This window comes from Bacillus sp. FJAT-49711, assembly GCF_018343715.1.
In the GTDB taxonomy this organism is placed as follows: Bacteria; Bacillota; Bacilli; order Bacillales; family Bacillaceae_C; genus Lederbergia.
Genome location: NZ_JAGYPL010000004.1, coordinates 151,515 through 168,413, shown reverse-complemented (window position 1 = coordinate 168,413; position 16,899 = coordinate 151,515). Strand labels below are relative to the sequence as shown.

At 33.0% G+C, this 16,899-nt stretch carries 19 protein-coding genes and 1 pseudogene; 18 read left to right on the top strand and 2 right to left on the bottom strand.

The annotated features are described in order from the left end of the window. Positions 1-75 precede the first annotated feature (75 nt). Complete coding sequence (locus KHA96_RS18475; RefSeq protein WP_249315742.1) at positions 76-639, bottom strand: RNA polymerase sigma factor; 564 nt, start codon at positions 637-639, stop codon at positions 76-78. Positions 640-1,489: 850 nt separating this feature from the next. Between KHA96_RS18475 and KHA96_RS18470 the strand changes: the two genes are divergently transcribed. The 12 genes from KHA96_RS18470 (at position 1,490) to KHA96_RS18415 (ending at position 10,288) form a co-directional block, all read left to right on the top strand. Then, positions 1,490-1,645 (top strand): hypothetical protein, encoded by a 156-nt coding sequence (locus KHA96_RS18470; protein ID WP_213130803.1) that lies wholly within the window; start codon positions 1,490-1,492, stop codon positions 1,643-1,645. Positions 1,646-2,671: 1,026 nt separating this feature from the next. Beyond that, entirely contained in the window at positions 2,672-2,863 is a 192-nt protein-coding gene (locus KHA96_RS18465) for a hypothetical protein (RefSeq protein WP_213130802.1), read from the top strand. A 157-nt stretch (positions 2,864-3,020) separates the two neighbouring features. After that, complete coding sequence (locus KHA96_RS18460; protein ID WP_213130801.1) at positions 3,021-3,359, top strand: hypothetical protein; 339 nt, start codon at positions 3,021-3,023, stop codon at positions 3,357-3,359. A 180-nt stretch (positions 3,360-3,539) separates the two neighbouring features. Beyond that, a complete protein-coding gene (locus tag KHA96_RS18455) occupies positions 3,540-4,328 on the top strand; it encodes an alpha/beta hydrolase family protein (RefSeq protein WP_213130800.1) in 789 nt (262 codons plus the stop codon). A 181-nt stretch (positions 4,329-4,509) separates the two neighbouring features. Further along, positions 4,510-5,190 carry a phosphopantothenoylcysteine decarboxylase domain-containing protein gene (locus KHA96_RS18450; RefSeq protein WP_213130799.1) on the top strand — a complete coding sequence of 227 codons (681 nt, stop codon included), beginning with the start codon at positions 4,510-4,512 and terminating at the stop codon, positions 5,188-5,190. Between the two features lie 165 nt (positions 5,191-5,355). Further along, positions 5,356-5,940, top strand: a complete 585-nt coding sequence (locus KHA96_RS18445) for a hypothetical protein (protein ID WP_213130798.1) — start codon at positions 5,356-5,358, stop codon at positions 5,938-5,940. A gap of 214 nt (positions 5,941-6,154) precedes the next feature. After that, entirely contained in the window at positions 6,155-6,553 is a 399-nt protein-coding gene (locus KHA96_RS18440) for an HD domain-containing protein (RefSeq protein WP_249315740.1), read from the top strand. A 146-nt stretch (positions 6,554-6,699) separates the two neighbouring features. Next, on the top strand, positions 6,700-7,101 hold the full coding sequence (tnpA, locus tag KHA96_RS18435; RefSeq protein ID WP_213130797.1) for an IS200/IS605 family transposase: 402 nt from the start codon (positions 6,700-6,702) through the stop codon (positions 7,099-7,101). A gap of 7 nt (positions 7,102-7,108) precedes the next feature. After that, positions 7,109-8,275: an IS200/IS605 family element RNA-guided endonuclease TnpB gene (gene tnpB / locus KHA96_RS18430; protein WP_213130796.1), complete on the top strand. Its 1,167-nt coding sequence runs from the start codon at positions 7,109-7,111 to the stop codon at positions 8,273-8,275. Between the two features lie 82 nt (positions 8,276-8,357). Beyond that, positions 8,358-8,858, top strand: coding sequence for a hypothetical protein (locus KHA96_RS18425; protein WP_213130795.1), 501 nt, complete (start codon positions 8,358-8,360; stop codon positions 8,856-8,858). 238 nt (positions 8,859-9,096) lie between these two features. After that, positions 9,097-9,849, top strand: coding sequence for a hypothetical protein (locus tag KHA96_RS18420; RefSeq protein ID WP_213130794.1), 753 nt, complete (start codon positions 9,097-9,099; stop codon positions 9,847-9,849). 214 nt (positions 9,850-10,063) lie between these two features. Next, entirely contained in the window at positions 10,064-10,288 is a 225-nt protein-coding gene (locus KHA96_RS18415) for a hypothetical protein (RefSeq protein ID WP_213130793.1), read from the top strand. A 273-nt stretch (positions 10,289-10,561) separates the two neighbouring features. On the opposite strand, the gene KHA96_RS18410 is transcribed toward KHA96_RS18415, so the two are convergent. Next, positions 10,562-10,942 (bottom strand): multidrug DMT transporter permease, encoded by a 381-nt coding sequence (locus tag KHA96_RS18410; RefSeq protein WP_249315739.1) that lies wholly within the window; start codon positions 10,940-10,942, stop codon positions 10,562-10,564. 919 nt (positions 10,943-11,861) lie between these two features. Here KHA96_RS18410 and KHA96_RS18405 point away from each other — a divergent pair. The 6 genes and pseudogenes from KHA96_RS18405 (at position 11,862) to KHA96_RS18385 (ending at position 16,778) form a co-directional block, all read left to right on the top strand. Beyond that, positions 11,862-12,677 (top strand): lipid II flippase Amj family protein, encoded by an 816-nt coding sequence (locus tag KHA96_RS18405; protein ID WP_213130792.1) that lies wholly within the window; start codon positions 11,862-11,864, stop codon positions 12,675-12,677. A gap of 573 nt (positions 12,678-13,250) precedes the next feature. Beyond that, a pseudogene (locus KHA96_RS23155) lies at positions 13,251-13,712 on the top strand (NUDIX hydrolase); the annotation flags it as partial. Then, positions 13,698-14,270: a nucleoside-triphosphatase gene (locus KHA96_RS23150; RefSeq protein ID WP_283248478.1), complete on the top strand. Its 573-nt coding sequence runs from the start codon at positions 13,698-13,700 to the stop codon at positions 14,268-14,270. The pseudogene KHA96_RS23155 and the gene KHA96_RS23150, both read left to right, overlap by 15 nt. 627 nt (positions 14,271-14,897) lie before the next feature. Further along, on the top strand, positions 14,898-15,797 hold the full coding sequence (locus KHA96_RS18395; protein WP_213130790.1) for a PhzF family phenazine biosynthesis isomerase: 900 nt from the start codon (positions 14,898-14,900) through the stop codon (positions 15,795-15,797). A gap of 202 nt (positions 15,798-15,999) precedes the next feature. Then, a complete protein-coding gene (locus tag KHA96_RS18390) occupies positions 16,000-16,254 on the top strand; it encodes a hypothetical protein (RefSeq protein ID WP_213130789.1) in 255 nt (84 codons plus the stop codon). Positions 16,255-16,337: 83 nt separating this feature from the next. Next, positions 16,338-16,778: an NUDIX hydrolase gene (locus KHA96_RS18385; protein WP_213130788.1), complete on the top strand. Its 441-nt coding sequence runs from the start codon at positions 16,338-16,340 to the stop codon at positions 16,776-16,778. Positions 16,779-16,899 lie beyond the last annotated feature (121 nt).

Sequence of the window (16,899 nt, the reverse complement as noted above, 5' to 3'; positions counted from 1 at the left end):
ATGCAGCTTTTTAAATGTTTGTCTATATTAACAGATTCGTGACCAGTTTCTATATCATCAACATAATGTGAAAGCTCATCTACAGTTGGACATTTCATTAAAATAGCCTCCTTCACGTTTAACAGTATTTCTCAATTTCTTCTTAGCCCGATGAAGTTTATTGCGAACGGTTGAAACAGGGACATCCACCAGTTCACTTATCTCTTCATAGCTTAGTTCATTTACATATCGTAATAGGATGATCATTCGTTCATCTTCCGGAAGTGTAACCAATAACAGCTCTAACTGTCTGTTTTCCTCCCTTTTTAAAAAAACAACTTCAGGATGGTTGGGGTTCTTTCCCATTAAATCTTCGGTCATCTCCACCTGCTTGTAACGTTTCTTTCGAAATTCATCCATACAATGATTGATTGCCACGCTATAAAACCAACCGGAAAAAGATCCTCTTTCATTATATTTATCAAGTTGGTAATACACTTTGATAAATGCTTCCTGTACTAAATCTTGTGCATCGTATGGATTTTGTGTCATACGTAAAATCGTGGCATATAACTGATTTTTATATTTATTAATAATGTTTGAATAGGCTTGCTTGTTCCCGGATAGTACTTCTTGGATCCATTGAATTTCCTCTTGCATTGTGACCTCCCGCCTCAAACGACCATGCGCATGTCTCGTTTTTGTATTTCATCTATTATAACGAGTATTAGTCTGGAATAATTTCATATATTGGTGAAATTATTTTAAAAAGCATCGAAAACGTTCTAAAATGTACCCCAGACATAACCTTATCAAATGAAATCTTCTGGGGCATAAAAGTTTGATTCGAAAAAGAACCAGCTAATATACTTAGATTCTTAAATAAAAAATAAACTGTATCTTAAGCCCAGTTCCTTAACATACAGGAATTCTTAATGTACAAAATTTCGGAAATGTTGGGGGCACTCTAATATGGAAACTCGTTGATTTCTACTAGCTGAATGCATTAAGTCGTTTTCTAACTTTCATTTTAATAGCTTGTTTTTTATCTAACAAATTGTTGCATATGTTGTTGAAGAAGGTATTTTCCAAGTATTACAGAATAGATAAAATTAATAAGGAGATGGGTGAAAGCGGCAATGGATTGAAATTGACTCAGGAGTAAGCGTTAGAGAATCCAATTTTTAAAAATTTTATGTTGAAAAGGTGAGGATTAATGATTGAATATATCGCTATATTTAACAAAATAATTGATATTACTCACCATGATTATGCTGGCTGGGATGAGAAACAAGGATAGGAACAACCTGATATATTTCTTAAAGAAATTGAAAGATTAGTAGAAAACAATTCAATGACACCTCAGAAATTTACTGAACATATCGGCACCATTCTGGAATAAAAATTGACATCCACTCTTCAAGAAAAGTTTCCATATTGTGTAAAACCAAAGGTTATTGCATTCACGCTAAAAATCAATAATTAAGCAATATTTTTAGGGGTGAAGAAATTGTTTATTTTATTAATTTTAATTCTTTGTGGGATTGCATCGGTTATAAAAATATTGTTGCAATTAAAAAAACAAAATGATGAAATTATTAATATTCTTTATGATATAGCGAATGCTTTTTATGATAATGACGAGAATCTCAAAAATAATAATTAAGGGAGAAGGGTGTATTGCAAAAATGTAAAAACGCTAATACCCATTCAGCTGGGGTAAAGTTTAAAAACGTTTTGAGGATTGCGGGGATATAAGCCAATTGAATGTGATACCTATAATACGAAACACAAAAACATTATTTCTGGCAGGTTGTAACACTTAATATCTTGCCAATATTGATTTTTGCATATTAAGAAAATTAATGCTGTAATTTTGGAGTCATTCAATCTTTAATTTTATGGTGCATTTACAGCATAGCAATACGCCAGAATCGGGCAAGATTGTTAAATATAAATATACTGGTAATAACATAGGGATACTAAACTGGAGAGATATACTATGTTTAATTTAAAAACATTCAATGATAAACGTTATTGGATTCTTTTACCTCCATTTGCAATCGTGTTGGTACTACTTTATATTTTTATCGGTAACAATTATAAGGTGTTTTTAATTTTGGGATGGATAGATATAGTCTTGTTTTGGCTAACTTATCATCTTTGGAAGCATTTTAGTGATAAAAAAAAGAGAACGAGTGATAATCAATTTTAATTCTATATCTGATATTCGGTTTGGTATGCTAAATTGCCAATGTATTAACCACTTTATACCATTCAATGTAAGTAATGAAAAATAAGTGCTAATTATATGACTAAAATGAGTTTTCTAGTGTTATAAGGCTGGTTTATACTTCTGAACGGAACCCGTTAGTTTAAATAGAAGAGTAAAAGGATTGGGAAAATATTATCTTTGCGGAGTTTACATATATTACACTTTTATTTGAGAAAGCTTTTATCACGGGTGAACAGCAACATGTAAATGACTTAATAAAAAATATAAAATATTTAACTGCTCAAAAAGTTAAAGAAGTTCTTTATTCAATTGTAGAGGATAAAAAAGGATAGCGATGTTTTAGGCAGTTGGGAATATCTCAGTGGTTCCCGTCTTACAAAGGCATCAATGAGTGTCTTATTACATAATATAGGCTGTACTTTTAATATAGTTGGAAGATATGAAGAGAGTGTTAAAATGTTTCAGTTAGCTTTACAAAATGGAGTTAACATCACCAAGTACGGTTTGTCTCTATTCCTTTCATCAATATGGAAAGTTGGTGAGAATAGTAAAGAAGTTGTGAGTGCTTTTAATAAATTTTCGTCAGAGGGTTTAACAATAAATGAAATGTTCCATTATGCTCCCGATTTAAGAAGTGTGGAGTGGTAATTTTAATCATATTAGATATATGGGGATATCATGAATTAGGATTAACGCTTTGTTGATGTTAATATGCTAAACACAAGATGCCAGCGTATGATAATGGGTTGTTACAATTATTCATAGAGGTCAAGCTTACTATGTGAGGAAAAAGGGGCGAACTTATATGCATTATAATCCAAAAAAGATTAGTATCGAAGAAGCAAATTCATCAGGTATAGAGGTGAATTTTGAACTTATGAATAATGGTGAAAAGCGATATAGATTAGTTAGTTTCGATGGTAGTTCTTATTGTCGCACAGTGGCAGCAGAAAATGGTGCTTGGCAGAACAGTCATTACCACAAAATATTATCGGAATTTTATGTTGTACAATCAGGCTGGATTGTATATGCAGAAATCAGTCCGAATGGTGAACCCGTCTTACGTTGCCTTAATGAAGGGGAAAGTGTTACAGTAAATCCACTAGTTCATCACAATATATATATATGTCTTCAAATACTGTAACCCATACTATTAAGTATGGAGAGAGTTCTTCCGATATTGATTGGTTCCCTTCGATTAAATTGGATAAATTCACAAAGAGTATCCCTGAAAATGAATTACTTAAATTGAAACAGAATGTAAGAATCAAAGAATTACCTAAATAAAAGGTACTTATTAGGTTCATCTAGCTGGGGTGATAAAATGCTGGCATTTGTGCGAAATAAAGATGTTCTAGGTGATTTATATTTACCGAGTACTGAGAAGAATAATAAAATTGGAATCGTGTGGCTCTCGGGCTTACCAAATCAACCTAAGGATGGATTGATAGGAAGCAAACTTTCAGAAGCTGGATATACCGTTTTACATCCACGTTATCCAGGAAGCTGGCAAAGCTATGGGGATTTTGGCCCCTCCACTTCTCTAGATGGTGCATTGTTAGGGCTTGAGTTACTATCTAAACAGAAAACATTCGATCTCGCATCTCAACAGGAAGTAAAGTTGGATATTAACCATCTTATTTTAATAGGACATAGTTATGGCGGCGGAATCGCAATGTGCGCTCAAGGGATATCCCAGTTATCGGATGCTACTATTGTTTTTAGTCCATTGTTAGAACCTCACCTTCAAAATAAAGACCCTTTAAATCCCGAAGATGATTTAACAACACTGTACCCTTATTTGAAAAGATGCCATGAAAATGTATTTCGAAATTTAGATGATATTGAATGGGAGAAATTTTTAAGAGGAACTCATCGGTGTAACCCTTATAATTACTTGGAAGTTCTTCTGAAAAAATCTCTTCTGCTTATACACGGAGAAAAAGATACTGTTATTCGCCCGTATCATACTGAAAGATTCTATAATAAATTAAAATCTAATGGTTCAGATAGTGTAGACATAATTAAGATTAACGGAGTTGGTCACGAGAAGAACCTACCTTTAAATACTTTTGATATGTGGACGGAATGGATTACAAGTAGATTCAACTAAAAATTCTTATAAGAATGATAGGAGAATATTGTTGGAGGCCTATTAAAATCTTAGGTGATTTAGTAAGGATTACAATAATAGAGATCTTATTACACAAGAGATTATTCGTATATTTAAAGGAAGTTGTATAACTTGTTAAGAAGCATATGTACTAATAAGTAATTTTGTAGAAGGTGATGTTATGAGTTCTTTAAAAGGAAAAAAGATTTTGATAACAAGTGGAGGGACACTTGAAAAATGGGATAACGTTAGAGGACATACTAATTTGGCAAAAGGAACTATTGGGTGTTATTTAGCTGAAGAAGCATTGAATAAAGAAGCAGAGGTAATTTATTTACACGGCTACTTTGCAAAACTGCCTGAACATCATAAAAAACTACGTTTTATCCAATTTGAGGGAATAAATGATTTAGGTGAAAAGATCAAAAAGATTGTACAAACTGAACATATTGATGCAGTGATAATGGCAGCTGCTGGTTCAGATTGGGTTGTTGATAAAATATTGGACCCACAAGGAAATCCAATTTTGGAGACGGGAAAAATGTCTAGTGATGAACCTCCTATCATTCATTTTAAAAAGGCACCGAAAGTATTATCGCAAATAAAAAAATGGAATCCAAACTTATTACTTATAGGGTTTAAGTTAGAACATACTGATGATATTGAGTATTTATTTGAAAGAGCAAAACTCCGGATGACTGCGTCGAATGCTGAAATTATGGTCGCTAATAAAACAGGATCACTATATGGTGAAGAAGCAGAACATTATATTGTTTCAAAATTTCAGACACCCCAAAAATACATTAGTAAAAAGGATACAGCAGAGGGTTTAATGAATTTACTTGCAGATTATATAAACTAACTTTCATCTTCAACAAAAAGGATATTTAAAAGTTTTAAGGCCACCTTTTTTGTTGAAGTACTTATTTTGCTTCTTAAGAAGGTTGAAGCAGGTATTTTAAAGAAAGATACGGAATATACCAATGACATTTACATACAATATTTATTTTCATTGGGAGGATTTATTGTGAGTAACGATATAGAAGATTTGAATTTAATGATAACAAGAGAAGCCAATGAAATTCTTTACACTCTGGGGTTGTTTAACATTTTAAAAAAATATGGTAATCCACATATAAGTGGTAGTTACTTGTTAAAAATGATGACTTGGAGAGATTTAGATATTTACCTTGAATCAGACAGAATGAACGACGAACTATTTTTCGAATTAGGTAAAGAAATTTCAATTAATTTAAAACCAGCAAAAATGAGTTTTAGAAATGAATTAATTGGAAGAACACCACATCTACCAAAAGGTTTATATTGGGGAGTATATACAACCTTTTTTGGACAGCAATGGAAAATTGATATTTGGGCAATTAGCTCAAGAGAATTTCAGAAAAAACTAAGTGAGTTTGAAAAATTATATAGTCAAATTGATTCTATAAAAAGAAAGAGAATATTAGACTTAAAAAGTCAATTGCATAGCCATCATAAATATCGAAAAGTATTTTTTAGTGTAGATATTTATGAAGCAGTTGTACAAGATAATATTCAAACAATAAATCAATTTAAAGAATGGTTAATTGAAAAAAATGGAGTTGAGTTATAATAATTTTATGATGAAGTGTACTTCAAGTAACGAACTATAGTTAAAAAGAGTTATTGAACTTTTTTCTCAATTCAATTAAAGAAGGAAAGTTATTAAGTATCTAGGGAGAAGATAATTGTACCAAGAAATAGAAATATACTCGGAACCACTCTATCCTTATATAAAACCTTTTATATGGGAAGTCGAATTATTTAAAAGCAAACCTGTTAGGAGGTTGAAACAATTAGCCCATTTTGGTGCTGGTTCATTAGTTTCACCTGTTGTACATAGTAAATTTGAACATACAGTAGGTGTGTGGAAATTAACTGCATTTTTCTATCCTGAAGATATTAGCTTGCGAGTTGCAGCTTTACTACACGATATTGGGCACTTGCCATTTTCTCACGCTGTTGAGGAAACTTTAGGTTTTAATCATCACGAATTAACAGAGCAATATATATTAAAGGATGAAATATCTTCTATTTTACAAAAATTCAAAATTGATCCTCAGGCGATCATTAAATTATTGAATGGACAATCTGCGATAACGAGAGTAGGAAATATTTTAGGCATTAACCATTTAGATATTTTTATGATATGGCCGAGGACTCTTGTGATTTCAATCATGAGATGAATCCGCTTCGAATCGGGCGTGACTTCATGTCACGTTAACGATTTGACATATGTTAAAATACAGATTGCATATTAGACCTTGGATAATCGTAGCTCAATCACAAAAAGGTGATAACATATGGTACACTGATATCTGAGGTGACTGATATGGCAGAAATAAAAAAAGCAAGAGGATATGTATACACGATCCAATATCATCTTGTATGGTGTGTAAAATATCGTCATAAAGTATTGGTAAACCATGTTGAAGTAAGGTTAAAAGAACTTCTTCATAAGATTGCAGCGGATAATGGTTTTACTATATTGGAAATAGAGATCGATCAAGATCATCTTCATCTCTTAGTGGACTGCACTCCCCAACATTCTATCCCAACGATAGTCAAGGCATTAAAAGGGGTTTCAGCTAGATTGCTATTTAAAGAGTTCCCTGAGTTAAAAGGGACACTCTGGGGTGGTCATCTCTGGAACCCTTCTTATTTTGTCGCAACCGCAAGCGAACAGACAGAGACCCAGATTCGACAATACATCCAAAATCAGAAGGGGAGCTGAGCATCCTTTGATCATGAACAGGGCCTATAAGTTCAGAATCTATCCCACTAAAACTCAAGAAGTCCTAATCGCCAAAACTATCGGTTGTTGCCGATTTGTTTACAATTATTTTGTAGGAAAACAAAAAGGGAAAGATGCCTATTGGCATATGGTTGCGGAAATGGTTCAAAACGGACAACTCCCTAGGAACAACTGGAAAGGAGAATTTTTCCATAAGAATAAATCGATTAAAGCTCTTCCAGAGTTGAAGAAACACTATCCATTCTTGAAAGAAATAGACAGCATCGCCTTGCAAAAATCGGTTGAAATCGTCCATGAAGCCTATAGAAGATATTACAAAAAGCAAAATGATGAGCCTCGCTTTAAGTCAAAAAGAAATCCTGTTCAATCCTACACAACGAAATATGTAAATGGAAATATTGCCGTGCTAGGCAAACATATAAAACTCCCAAAACTGGGACTTGTACGCTTTGCGAAAAGTCGAGAAGTTCATGGGCGTATCATCAATGCCACCATTCGACGGAATCCTGCTGGTAAATATTTTGTTTCCATTCTTGCTGAAGTGGATATACAGCCCCTACCCAAAACAGGTTCATCCATAGGGGTCGATGTTGGATTAAAGGATTTTGCCACTCTATCAGATGGAACCGTATACAAAAATCCAACGTTTTTTCGCACGTTAGAGGAAAAGTTAGCCAACGCCCAACGCGTCCTATCCAGGCGACAAGCAGGCTCCGCCAATTGGCATAAACAACGAGTGAAGGTCGCCAAGATCCATGAAAAAATCACGAATTCACGGCAGGATATGCTGCATAAAATCTCCACCCATCTTGTCAAAAACCACGACTTGATTGGGATGGAAGATTTAGCTGTAAAAAAGATGCTTAAAAATGTCCATCTTGCAAAGGCCATCAGTGAAGTATCGTGGTCACAATTCAGAACGATGTTGGAATATAAAGCAAAATGGTACGGAAAACAAGTCGTCCTTGTTGCAAGGAATTTTGCTTCCAGTCAACTTTGTTCTCATTGTGGTCATAAACATAAAGCCGTTAAGGATCTTGCGTTGCGTGAGTGGACTTGCCCATCATGCGAATGCCTTCATCAACGTGATCTTAACGCAAGTATCAATCTTCGCAATGAAGCATTGCGATTAACCGCAGGAACTGTGGGATAGCCTAATCCATTAGAAGCCAATGGGTTTCTGTACTTAGGAATCTTACGGCTTTAGCCGTGAGAGGTTCAATAGGGATACGTATATGTCAGGTAGAATAGAAATACTTCCAAAGAAATTAATAACAAAGGTAAACTGTACTGCTGATGGAATCGATACTGATATTGATACTGGACTTTATTTACTGCAACTGATTTTAGCAGACCATAAGCTTTTTTTATCCCCTCACATGGTTGCCGTTGATAGATTATTAGCAGAAGCTATAAAACTACATTGGGATACCATACCTAACAAAGATCATGTAGCTTTTCCACGTCTAACGGATTCAGATGTGTTATCAATGTTAACTGGATCCAGATCAAATGAAGCAAGGAAATTAATTAATACAATACTTTATGAACCTTATAATATTCAAATAAATGATCAAAAAACTGGAAGTGGGTATCCTATAAGCATAAGAAAAGTATATAGTAGATTACCGACATGCAACGGAAGACCTATAACGGAATACAGCCATGAAGCGAATGTGATTTTACAAAAATTATCTGAGTTATCATTTGATTTAGAAGTCATTGTAGAAAGTTAAATTCATTTTATATTTGTGAAGAGATGTAATTAAAGGTGATAGTCCAAGATGGATTATCACTTATTTTTTTGAAATTATTGAGCGGAAGGTTTGTTTAAAAAGACTTTTTTTGAAGGATGCCATCAAATGGGTAAGGAAACCGTATGTTCTTAGTTGATATAATTGTATAGTTAATAAAACTTCTGTCTACAAAATAACAAATTAGTAATCCATGACAAAAATAGAAAGGGTGTACAGATTGAGTAAGAATCAAGAAAACCAAGATAACATAGAGCAAAGATGCTTGGATTTGGTAAAAAGTAAAATAAACAAAGAAGATTGTTTTGGTATGTCAGATCAACAGTATAATGAATTACAAAAATGGTTAAATGATGCTAAGCCTAATCAGAATAGTAATGAATTTCCAGATTTTATTTTTGAAGATGGTTTTATAGAACATTTTGCAGTTACTTCATCTTCAGAGGGAAAAAAAGGGGCAAAACAGAAGCAAGAATCTTTGAACTTAAAAAGGAAAAGTGAAACTACTTTTTTAAGTAATCTTGATAGTAGTAAAGCAGATATGCTAGTAAGCAAATCATTTTCTCGCCCATTTGAACAACACTCACATCTTAATATTGTAAATTCAATAAAGAAAAATTGGCTAAAACATATAAAAAGTTATGAGAAAAAAATGTCTCCATCTAAACATGGTATTTTTCTACTTGATTATATAGATTTTAATATTCACACTGCAATTAGCAAAGAAAATGAGCCAGCAGAAATTTTTGAGTCATATAGAATAAGTGCAGACAAAGATTTATTAGAGTGGATACATACATTTAAAGATAAAATTGATTATCTAATCTTGAGTAACCCTTTCTCTATTGAAGTAATAAGGATAGACCAAATACTCAAAATTGTAGAGAGCACTCCCAGAGTTACATATGCACCTATTATAGGAATGGAATCTCATAAATATATAGGCTTTAAAAGTATGAAAAGAGATATTTAGTAACATATGCCGGTATTTGTGTACTTAGGGAAAGAGGAGAATTCTATTCAGTAAATTCCTATTTGCGGAGTTTAATTAATATAACCTTAGCTTGAGATATGTCGTGCTTTTCTTATAATTTGATATAGTATCTCATTTAACTTCAATAACGAGTTTGTGAAAAAATATACTCAAACTAAAGGGTGCAAGAGTTAAAGATCCAGCAACCAATTTGGTGGCTTTTTCTTATTCGACCAAAGGGGAGGTTAGCATTACTGTAGATCGTTATTTCGGAGATCCTCTTACGTTTGTAAACAATGAAGAGGGTTTTATGAAACTATTAAACTGGATGCAAGATTTACAAAAACTAAAACACTTAAACGCAGAAATAGTAGGTATTCAAAGTATCCAGATTAAACTTTTAAATAGAAAAAAAGACATTCTTTTCGAAAGTCTTTAACTTGTTATTAAGTTCATAACCCATCTCTTAAAAACAAAGGGAAAACAAATAAAAAAGCTTGAAAGATTTATCATGATTTTAAAAAATTAGACTGCTAGATACTTGTAATCTTTAACTTAAATTTTCATAGTGGAATAAAAAGAAAAATTCCTTCTTTCAATATAAAAGTAGGAATTTTTGTCTTTTAATATCCTTAGTGTTGCTCAAAAGACTAGTTCAGCATAGTGAACTTAAAAAGAGAGACCCCCAATATAAATCCCCGTTTACTATGCGTTAGACAGACATTTTTGATTGATTGCTTAGAGGATTCGAGCGCATAACCAATGTAAACCAGACGGCAAACCCAAGATAAACTAATGTCAAAATAACGAATATGAAATGAAACTGCTCCGCCAACTGCCGGATTAGAGCAAAAAAGACAACGATGTAATGTATTAGATTTCCCAATACGACAGGTTTGTTATAGATGCCGCCGATCAGGGCAGAACGTGTAAACCAGTTCAACATTGCGAACCCTAAATATAGACCTCCGATGATTTGCAGAAGAATCAGAGTAATGGGTGAAGGGTCAATCCCTAATATTTTTGAAATCTCTTCGGGAATAAAGGTTCCTGCCAACCCCAACAAACCCATCATCACGGCACTACTACTCAAAAGCCATTTTGTTTTCATTTTGTTTCCCCTTTTCATTTAATCTTCGATTTTTCTAAACAGCAACCAGAGAATTCTAAACAAGGCATGTGTTAGCTTCAAACAGCAATAAAGCACGTGTACAGTCCTAAGTAAATTAACAGGCTATCGTTAAACGTCATCCTAGAGACATAAAATTGCTTCCCTTTAGGAGATCGATGAAAGTTTTAGCCATTTTGGGCGAGGGGGGCTGTGACATCAAATGTTCATTTAAACGAGTTCTTTTATCCATATGAGTATTTCCCCACCAAACACAACAATCGTTAAATTAACCTTTATATAACCTTTGGATAGGTATTTATTATATTCGAGGAAACTACACTTTTTACCTTTAAGCAAAAGCTAGCGTCAACAAACTTTTACGTTCCCTAATCAAGAGCATTTCAGCAGCAAGAATGACTTTCATTTCTCATGTTTTAGGCCATGCTGGCTTATTACTCGTTGGAGTACCACTTTTCATTCTTGCAAAGTTCTTTGAATGGAGTTTCTAATTAGTCCAGCTATTCAACAATTGGGCGTTTTTCTTTAATAAGATGGCGTCTTTTTGCATGGATAACACATTTTAAGGATTAAGTTAATGAAGGTGTAAAAAAAGGTTGCGAAGTATTGTACTTAACGAAGGGCAGTTTAGTTGAAGAGCAATGATAAAATAAAGTAACACTAATTATCCAATGTTTAATGATTAATATTTAAACATAGTAGAAAATTATTGTTAGAACATTTATTTTATAATTAATAAATCGAAACAGCACTTATGTCCTGACTTAAGATTATGGGTGTAAGAGATTTATTATACAAACTTACTAATAGGAAGGTTAGTACAAAAAAACTGCATATGGTAAAATTAGGATACTAAATTTCATTTGAAAAAGAAGGTTACAGATTGGAATTCTTAACTGGAAAATTATTATTTATAGCTTTGTTTATTTTTATCATCCACTCAATAGAAACACTAGCCTATGCCGTAAGGTTATCAGGTGCGAGAGTTAAAATGATAGCTTCAGCTTTATCCCTATTTAATATTATGGTTATCGTTTCAAGATTAGCGAATATGATGCAACAACCATTTACAGGTAGTTTAATTGATACTGCTTCACAAGATAATACTTTGGAGTTTGTTGAAACTCAATTTCGAGTTCTTATTGGTGCATCAACATTTGGAACAATATTTGGGATTATTCTCCTACCTACTTTTATAGCCCTATTTTCGAGAGCAATCATTCATTTATCGGAGGAAAAAGGATCTGTGCCTTTCTTAATTAAAAGGATTTTTTCCCTACATTACATAAAGCGCGGCATAACACATTTTAGTCTACCGAAGTTTACATATTTGCGGGATACAAAAGTAAAAGATGTTCCCTTTAAACTATTTTGTGTGAATATGGTCATTACAGCAATCTATACAATTGGAGTTTTATCTGCACTCTACGCAGCTTTATTAGTTCCTGAAAGGGGATCTACAGCAATTATGGCATCAGGACTAATAAACGGTATAGCAACGATACTTTTAGTTATTTTTATTGATCCAAAAATATCGGTAATTGCAGATGACGTTGTTAATCAACGAGGAAGTTATAATAAGCTAAAAACTATGTCGCTAATGATGGTAACTTCAAGGTTGTTTGGTACAATACTTGCTCAATTTTTGTTCATCTGGGGGGCAAGATACATAGCTTGGTTTACAAAATTTATTGTGTGAATGTTATTCCTGGGTGCAATTCTAATGGAAGAATCTATTTACAAAGGATGTCTGCATTTATATGTTTCGTTAAGCTTTTAATCTTCAATAGTCCTCCAAGGTTCTTTTTGTATTATTCCTTGTAAATGTAATTATGTTGCGGTGAAAAAATAGTGAAGCTAGAATTTGTTAAAGGAGATCCTGCGAAAAAGTTATATGAGATAGTATTGGTTTCAAAGAAGTATCATTAAACCATTGGGTAACAAAATATTATAAACCTGACACCCGATTGAGTAGACCTCCAAGCGAATTGTTGAACTAATGAGGCTTTTCTTAAATAAGAAACAATAATTTACTCATCCTATATGTCTATTAAAATACTCAATTCCCTGTTTTTCGATCGAAATCAAAGGTTTTCCCTATGTATAATCATCATTTTGATTAATTTTGACTTGAATCCAATAAAGGGCTATTAAGAAAAAGGTTTTAAGATTTAGTAATGACTCAATATTATTCATCTATATAATGATTGATGAAACGTAAAGTTGGTATAAACCTCAAACTGCATAATAATTGAATTGGCGGTGTTAAAGGATGGATGAAGAGTTAAAACATTTAATTGCTGTTTCGGCACTTGTTAAGGATGAGAATGGACATGTTTTATTAGTCCGTACACATTTCAGATCTGACACTTGGGAAATGCCAGGAGGATTTGTTGAGGCTGGAGAACCTTTAGATGTTGCTGTCTGTAGGGAGGTTCTTGAAGAAACAGGAGTTGTGATTCGCCCTTTAGGAATAACTGGAGTTTACTACAATGAAAGGATTCATGTCTTGTCTGTGGTTTTTAATGCGGAATATGTTAGTGGTGAAATAATCATTCAACCTGAAGAGATTCTGGAAGCTAAGTATGTAGAGTTGGATAAGACTAATATTGATCAATATATAAAACGGCCTAATGTAAAATCACGTACGCTTGATGCATTAAATGCAGTAAACTCAATTCCATATGAGACATGGAATTTGAACCCTCCTAATTATAAGTTGTTGTCAAGATTAGATGGAGGACATGAGGATTCTAAAAGTGTTTTTTTACTTACAGGAAAGCCTAGAATGGGCAAGACCACTATGATAAAGAAACTTATTAATGAGATTGGCTCTGATATTTGTGGAGGGTTTTATACGGAGGAAATAACAAATTCAAATAGCCGAATTGGTTTCAGATGTATATCCATTAATGGGGAAAGTGTAGAAATAGCAAATGTGGAAAGCCCTAGCAAAACTCGAATTGGCAGATACGGAATTGATATAGAAAGATTCGAAAAGTTTGCTATAAAAATATTACAAGACTCCTTGTCTTCAAAAAAAATAATAGTAATCGATGAAATTGGATTTATGCAGATGCTATCAACCAATTTTCAAAAAATAGTGCAAGACATTATTTCCAATAATCATATTGTTCTTGGGACAGTTCCTTTAGACAGTCATTCAGAAATAGACAAAATCAAATTTTCAAAGAAAGTAAAGTTAATAAATTTAAATGAATTAAATCGTGATGTGATATCAGAATTTTTTGTGAAAGATATTCAGAAAGCTTTAGACTCTTGTACTTTGTAAAAAAATTACTAATGTGTTTTTAAAGAACGAAGAATTAATTGATAGTAAGATGGGAATCTTGTTTTATTTATCCTATTTTTCAAAATGGAATTTTTAAACGAAGGCTCTGGCTTCAGTATTCGATAGTCTTTCTATCAAAAAGAACTATAATTTGAATTTTGGGGTGGAAATTTATCTATGGAAGATTTACCATTGTTGGTTGGTTTTTATTTTATGCCAATAAAAAGTAATCGTCTGCTTGGAAAATAATCAGACTTAAATAAAGACTTTGTGAAGATACATTAAGAGCTTACCATTTCTAGCAAAGTAAATTTGTGAACTATTGTATTTAAGCAAACGGGGCGTTAATCGAGAAGGATTAACGCAGTTTTTGTTGAAGCTATTAAGAAAAAAGGTAGTTTTCGAAAGAGATAATCTGCAATATAGGTTTAGTGTGGATAAAAAAATTTCTGATAAGGTTTCTGCTGAGATGTTAGTCAGAATAGCTAATTCAATTGATTATCCAACTATCCCCTGTAACTTAGTCGGTACCTATGGAACAATGTTTTCCGTAAGGCCTATATAAAGATTAATAGTAAAATAAAGGATATACACTATTTGGAAAACTCACAAGGGGAGAATTAACACATGAAATCAGTAAAGGTTTATCACTATGATGCTTTTAGCAATGAACCTCATAAAGGGAATCCGGCAGGGGTTGTTTTAAACGGAGATGACTTAACTGTTGAGGAAATGCAAGAAGTTGCTTTAAAAGTAGGTTTTAATGAAACTTCTTTTCCAGTGAAATCTAACAAAGCTGACATTAGAATAAGGTATTTTACTCCAGGACACGAAATGAATCTTTGCGGACACGCAACAATGGCAACCATTTATGCATTAAAAACGAGAGGCTTATTAGGGGATAAAACAGATTTGACAATCGAAACAAAAGCGGGGGTTTTACCAGTCAAGATTGATTTGACTGCTGATAAAGGAATATACATAACTATGAAGCAAGCTTCACCCCAATTTAAAGAATTTAAAGGTTCGATAAAAGACTTAGCTAACTCAATAGGAATTAACTTAGCTGATATTGACATTGAATTACCGATTCTATATGGAAGTACAGGAACTTGGACACTTTTAATTCCAATAAAAACACTTGATGCCTTTAAGAAAATGAAACCAAATAATAAGTTATTTCCTTCATTATTAACTGAAATGCCAAAAGCATCTATTCATCCATTTTGTTTAGAAACCTATGATCCGAATGCCGATATGCACGCCAGACACTTTTCTTCACCTTTCTCAGGCACAATAGAGGATGCAGTTACGGGAACTGCTTCTGGGGTAATGGGTGCCTATTTTGCGAAATATATAAAAAGTGAATTTGAAGAATCACTGAATCTTCTCGTAGAGCAGGGTCAGGAAATTGATAAAGATGGTCGGATAATAGTGCGGGTTTTAAATAATGAAGGTGGTTATGATATAGAGATAACTGGAAACGCAGTTTATGTTAAAGACTTCGATGTTATGTTAGGAAATTAGTAGTTTGTAAAGTAGATAGATGTCAAATAAGATAAGTTGAGGTCCAATATGAATACTCATTTTTTTTTGGAGAGACAATAATATATTTTTATTCCTAATTGGATTTCTTGTAATATTGATAATTCTTGTTGCTTGTACGGATGAAAATACTGAATTTAAAAAACAATATTTTGAAGGGAAAAGTGATAATTGGTTTGTGAAAATGGAGAGCGAAAAAGATAGTAATAGAACCTTTACGACCTCTTATTTTGGAGATGGGAATAAACCTTTAAATTTTAAATTTGAAGTATATGAATCTTCACATACCTCAATTCTAGGAGAAGGCGAATTAAGAAACCAAGATGAATTTGAAATTGATGAAGTGTGTAGTGGGGCATGTGATGCCGTTCCTGATAGTATTCCTATTCAAATCCAATGGGAAGGAAAAGAAGAAAAAATAGTAATCCGGAAAAAATAAATTGTTGTCAGTAAGAAACACATAGATCTGTCATATCCTATTCGAGGTAAGCGAGTTTTAAAGTATTATAGGGGGGAACTTTTATGAAAGAATGGTTCGGTTCTGCTGCAGTGTGCATCAATGAAAACAATGAAGTCCTAATGGTTAAAGGCTTTCATTCTGATGCATGGGCTATTCCTTCAGGTGGTATTGAAAAAGGTGAAACTCCTGAAGAATGTTGTGTGAGAGAAGTAATGGAGGAAACAGGATACGAAGTGGTTGTTGTTGATAAGTTTTTTATAAAGGACACTACGATTAAAGATATAAAAGTGAAAACACACTATTTCAGGGTGAAGAAAATTGGCGAAAGTCAGGGCATCAATGACCCAGATAAAATTATTGAAAAAGTCGATTGGAAATCACTTTCTGAAGTAGAAAAAGTAAATCACGCTTACTTGGAGGATAGAGAATTCTTACTAAATATAATAAAAAACAGCATTGAAACGAAAAAGATGCTTAATACAAAGCATCAGTTTGCTGAATAACTTATAGTGTAGTTTCAGGCTGCTCATCCTGATTTTGAACTAATTTTTAATACAGTATTCTTTTTTTAACATGTATCCCCATGAATAACATTAAAAATATTTGATAAGAGGAGTGGGAAAT